The sequence below is a fragment of the [Clostridium] clostridioforme AGR2157 genome (genome assembly GCF_000424325.1).
In the GTDB taxonomy this organism is placed as follows: Bacteria; Bacillota; Clostridia; order Lachnospirales; family Lachnospiraceae; genus Enterocloster; species Enterocloster clostridioformis_A.
Genome location: NZ_AUJR01000105.1, coordinates 1 through 4,454, shown reverse-complemented (window position 1 = coordinate 4,454; position 4,454 = coordinate 1). Strand labels below are relative to the sequence as shown.

Here is a 4,454-nt window from a genome sequence, read left to right as displayed (position 1 = left end):
ATGAAAGATCTCGGTGCGTTTCCGGCAAAGGAAGAAATGCTGGAGCTTCTCCCATGGTCCTCCAATCTGCCTGATGATTGCCGCAGCAAACTTAAAAAGTAAAAAACAGATCTTCCCCCGGTAAGTGCTGGGGGATTTCTTATTTTGTCAAGATACGGATTATTACTTACTTACCTTCAAGTTGTTTGTCTATTAACAGATAACCGTCTAGCCATTTCAGTAGTAGTGATAAATGAATCTTCTTTGATTAAAGCTAATACTTTTTTCTATTGCAACATCTTTTGTGACATTTAGGGTTTTGGATTGATAGTCGCCTTCAACCTGAAACAATAGCCGTCTTTCCAGTCTGTTTAATTCCATGTGAATCTCATTTCTATTGAAAATAGGTATTCAATATCGAATACCTTTGAATACCCACTTTGAAAAAAATTATTATTAAGTTGTTGGAAGTTTGTATAGCTTTTGGTCATAATAATTTTTCATTCCGTCCAAGATCCCTGTCAAAAACAGTATTACTTCATCTTTAATGTTTTCTAAATCACTAATGGTTAAATCTCTTGCACAATCGCTAAAAGAAACATCTCCATGTGCCAGGCTATTCCGCTCCCTTTTAACACGTTCTAAAGATTCTCCCGGAGTTGCTAGACGATAGCGTATTCTATGTTTATCGCAAATGTTTTTAATTTTTTTTGCATTTAGATTACCGCTAATTCCCAAAGCGTCTTTTGAAAGAATAATCGGTGCATTAGTCGTAATATCCCGAATAATTTCTTGAACGCGGTTTTCATAGGCAACTCGTTCTGTAACAGGACCATATATTTCGTTTATTTTATATTTCGACCAAATATCTTGAATCTCACGGATTACTTGATTATAAGAACAATTGTCGTTTTTCAAATCTTCGTAAATTTCCATCATTCCACTAACGATACATGCCTCGACCAAATTATATAACATAAGCAAAAAATTAGATTTCACAATCTTATAGAAGCGTGTATTGTCAACGGTCTGTATATTAGGATTCCCATTATCAATTTCAACCATAACAGAAAAATAAAATTCAATTTCTTGCTTTCTGTCCGCAAAAATGCTTAATGTGTTTTGCATAGTTTTATCCTTTTAATAATTGATCTCTCACATATTCAACACGCAATTTCAATTTTCCTTCATTATTACTGGCATCTGAGGTCGTGTATTCTTTAAATTCATCAGAATCAAGCCAGTCAACATTGCTTATTCTTAAATCTGGCTTTTCTCTTAATGCTAATGCGACGCCAACAGAAATTGCTTCAAAACGAACACGAGGAGTTGCTTTCGCTTTTTCAGTCTTAGCAAAGCCAAAAGGAAAGTTTTCTTTTACAAAAGAAACCATGCGTTGAAAATCTGCGTAAAAAGTATATTCGTCAAAATCTACCAGATTATTAATGAGATAATCGTCTAAAAATTCATTAACGGTGTGTCCAAAGTTCTCATAGTTATTCAAATAGGCAAAGAAACGGAGGACAAATTCAAATCGTTCATGTCTCTTAACTCTATCTTCACTCATAGGGCAGAGCGCAACAAATGTCTCATCTTTAGAACATTTTTCAATAAAGTCAGTAAATGGACCAGGATAAGAGCCACGCCGTACTTCTGAATCATTAGCTTTCATTCCAGTTGTATTAATTCGGTAGAAGAGATCCTGTCTGGCTGCAGTAGGTGTATCTTCCTCCAAAACAATGATCCTTAAGGTTTTATTCAGAAACTTACGTTGCTGAGCATCAGATAAATCTTTAAAATAAAATCCATTAAGCTTGGTTAATTTTTTTAAGCCGCTAAGTTGCAGTTTGTTATTGTGGAATTCAACAAGAGTCTGCATACGTTGAGCACCATCAATTACCTCTTGTTTACCATTATCACAATCTGCAAAAAACATAAACGGAATTGGTAAACCAAGAAAGATTGATTCCAAAAAAAGAGTTTTATTTTTAGTTTGCCATACAAAGTTTCTTTGATATGGCGGGATAAAAAAGTCTTTCTTTTTAAATTTTGCAATCAAAAGTTCTATGGTAAAATCTTTTGTGTCATAATCAATTTGTTTCTGCATTTCTTTGATTTGCAGATCAGCAGCTTGTTTTTCATCCGTAGAAATAATATGTTCCTTTTTAATTCGCGGCATTTTCCTCTACCTCCTGTAAATGTTGTTGAATGCTGATCCCTATAGCTCGCCCTAATTCAACAGGAACGGCATTCCCTATATGTATTCCTATTTCGCGTCGGTTCGATGGATGATCATTGTCAATAAAAACATAATCCGGAGGAAACGATTGCAAAATAGCGCCCTCTCTTAATGACAAAGCTCTATCTTGCTCAGGATGCCCAAATCGTCCATTTCCGTATCCATAAAACTGTGTTGTTATAGTTGGAGAAGGTTCATCCCAGGACATCCTTCCATATACAGAAGGATATGTTTTTCCACTTTCTTTTTTATGACATTCTAATTGTAGCTCTTCATCCCAATCGCGCCATGTACCCCCAGGAGTAGATTGTCTTATTCTTTTCAAGTTAGTGGATGAAAGCCGACAAGCACGATGAAGCAAATCATTGGCATCCTGTTCTCCATCTTTTAATGCAGACAAATTCCCTATGGCTTGACGTACTGTTGGATAATGTTCGGAATCATACAGCGGAGGAATTAATTTTATTTCTCCTAAGCGAGAAGCCAATAAAACCAGTCTTTTTCGATTTTGAGGAACGCCGTATTCCGGACAATATACAATTTTCCAGTCAACATAATAATTCAATTCTTTCAGAGTAGATACAAAATCAGCAAAAACTTTTTCGCTCTCTAATTCTGGTACATTCTCCATAGAAATTATTTCAGGGTTTACCTCCTGAACTAACCTTGCAAAAGAATATAATAATTTCCACTTATCATCAGTTGGTCCATCTTTTCGATAGCGATTAGTATATTTAGAAAATGGTTGGCATGGTGCACATCCGACAAGTATTCGGGTAGTGTTATCAGGATATAATGCCTCTAATTGTTCTCCTTGTAAAGAAGTAATATCACAATTTATGAATTGCGCATTATTATTCTTTTCATAAGCAAATCGACAAGAATCGTCAATATCTATACCAGCTTGCACAGTTATACCCGACAGAGATAATCCTTTTGTTAAGCCACCAATTCCACAGAATAAATCTATTGCGGTAGAAGGCACTAAACCTCACCTCCCTTTTGATTGAAATTTTCTTGATCAATAAAAAGTAAATATGTGTCTATCTCTAACGCGTCAGCAATTTTTTGTATATTGTCTAAAGAGATACTTCGTTTTCCACATTCTATTGCACTAATATATGTCCTATGCAATCCTGCTTTTTCTGCGAAATGTTCTTGAGAAAGACCTAATTGCATACGATATGCTTTTACATTTTTTGAAAATACCTTAATTACATCCACGCTAAATTCACCCTTTTATAGTATAACTGAGTGAATACAATAAGTCAACATACAATAAGTCACAAAAAACTGTATTTGCATCTTGCATGCATAATTGGATTTGCTAATTGGACAGTACAGAATTAGCAAGAAATAAGTTGTACGAACAAGCACTCTGTAACGAGTAGAACACTTAAAAAAGCACGTGATTGCAGGTTTCTGGCATATTGGAAGCCACACATCTGTATGACGTACAAGGTGGTATGCCACACTCTTAAAAGTATGTACAAAAAAGGACATCTCCCTAAATATAAGATGAAATGTCCTTTGGCATATACGCTATTCAATTTTATGTACAAAGCAGTTTGTCGCTGTTATGCCGCTTTCTGCCGGTGTCTCAATGTTACATTCCCATCTTGAAAGGGGTGTATTTTTTCATATTCCACATGAAGTTGAGTAATATCGGTCAGGCATTTTTCACTGTTATGATAGGTTTCCAACAGTTCACTCATCTTCTCATGAACCTGATTTGGCTTAACTGTATCAATATCCCACACCACATTCTGTCTGTTTTTATATTCCCCAATCGGATAACCATTGGCCCGGTAAATCTCTCCATCGGACATGATTGTTCCGGTATTAAATAATGACGCCGTCTGTTCTTTTGACAGCCGACTGCCTTCTATGCGATTTGAAAATGAACTACCCCGCAGCAAGCTGCGGGGTATCGAAGGTTGCAACCTCTAAATATAATCCCATATGCTATACTGCTTTGTTTTCTCTACGTTTTTATAGATTGTTTTATAATTTTTTTCCTGTCCCTGTTCTTTCACATATCTACTTATGATTTGCTCATTCCCATGTTCACTCACCGTTGCTACGTAATAGCCATCTGTCCAGAATTCTCCTCCCCACAATTTTTTCTTCACTTGTGGACATTTCGCGAACACCTCCCGGGCTATGATGCTCTTCACTATTTGGATGATTTTTTTTGGACTATATGTAGGCACTGACTGGATAAGAAAATATACAT

6 protein-coding genes are annotated in these 4,454 nt (G+C 35.8%); all 6 read right to left on the bottom strand.

Annotation, left to right across the window (positions count from 1 at the left end):
• Nucleotides 1-435: 435 nt before the first annotated feature.
• Nucleotides 436-1,107 carry an MAE_28990/MAE_18760 family HEPN-like nuclease gene (locus G614_RS0123485; protein WP_027643836.1) on the bottom strand — a complete coding sequence of 224 codons (672 nt, stop codon included), beginning with the start codon at nt 1,105-1,107 and terminating at the stop codon, nt 436-438.
• A gap of 4 nt (nt 1,108-1,111) precedes the next feature.
• Nucleotides 1,112-2,158 carry a DUF262 domain-containing protein gene (locus G614_RS0123480; RefSeq protein WP_027643835.1) on the bottom strand — a complete coding sequence of 349 codons (1,047 nt, stop codon included), beginning with the start codon at nt 2,156-2,158 and terminating at the stop codon, nt 1,112-1,114.
• On the bottom strand, nt 2,145-3,203 hold the full coding sequence (locus G614_RS0123475; RefSeq protein ID WP_027643834.1) for a DNA cytosine methyltransferase: 1,059 nt from the start codon (nt 3,201-3,203) through the stop codon (nt 2,145-2,147). Before G614_RS0123475 ends, G614_RS0123480 begins: the two co-directional genes overlap by 14 nt.
• The gene (locus G614_RS0123470; protein WP_027643833.1) at nt 3,203-3,442 is read right to left on the bottom strand and encodes a helix-turn-helix domain-containing protein; all 240 of its coding nucleotides are present in this window, start codon (nt 3,440-3,442) and stop codon (nt 3,203-3,205) included. Before G614_RS0123470 ends, G614_RS0123475 begins: the two co-directional genes overlap by 1 nt.
• 353 nt (nt 3,443-3,795) lie before the next feature.
• Nucleotides 3,796-4,047, bottom strand: a complete 252-nt coding sequence (locus G614_RS28835; protein ID WP_027643832.1) for a Fic family protein — start codon at nt 4,045-4,047, stop codon at nt 3,796-3,798.
• A 117-nt stretch (nt 4,048-4,164) separates the two neighbouring features.
• A partial coding sequence (tnpA, locus tag G614_RS0123460) for an IS200/IS605 family transposase (RefSeq protein ID WP_027643831.1) occupies nt 4,165-4,454 on the bottom strand: 290 nt, incomplete at its 5' end.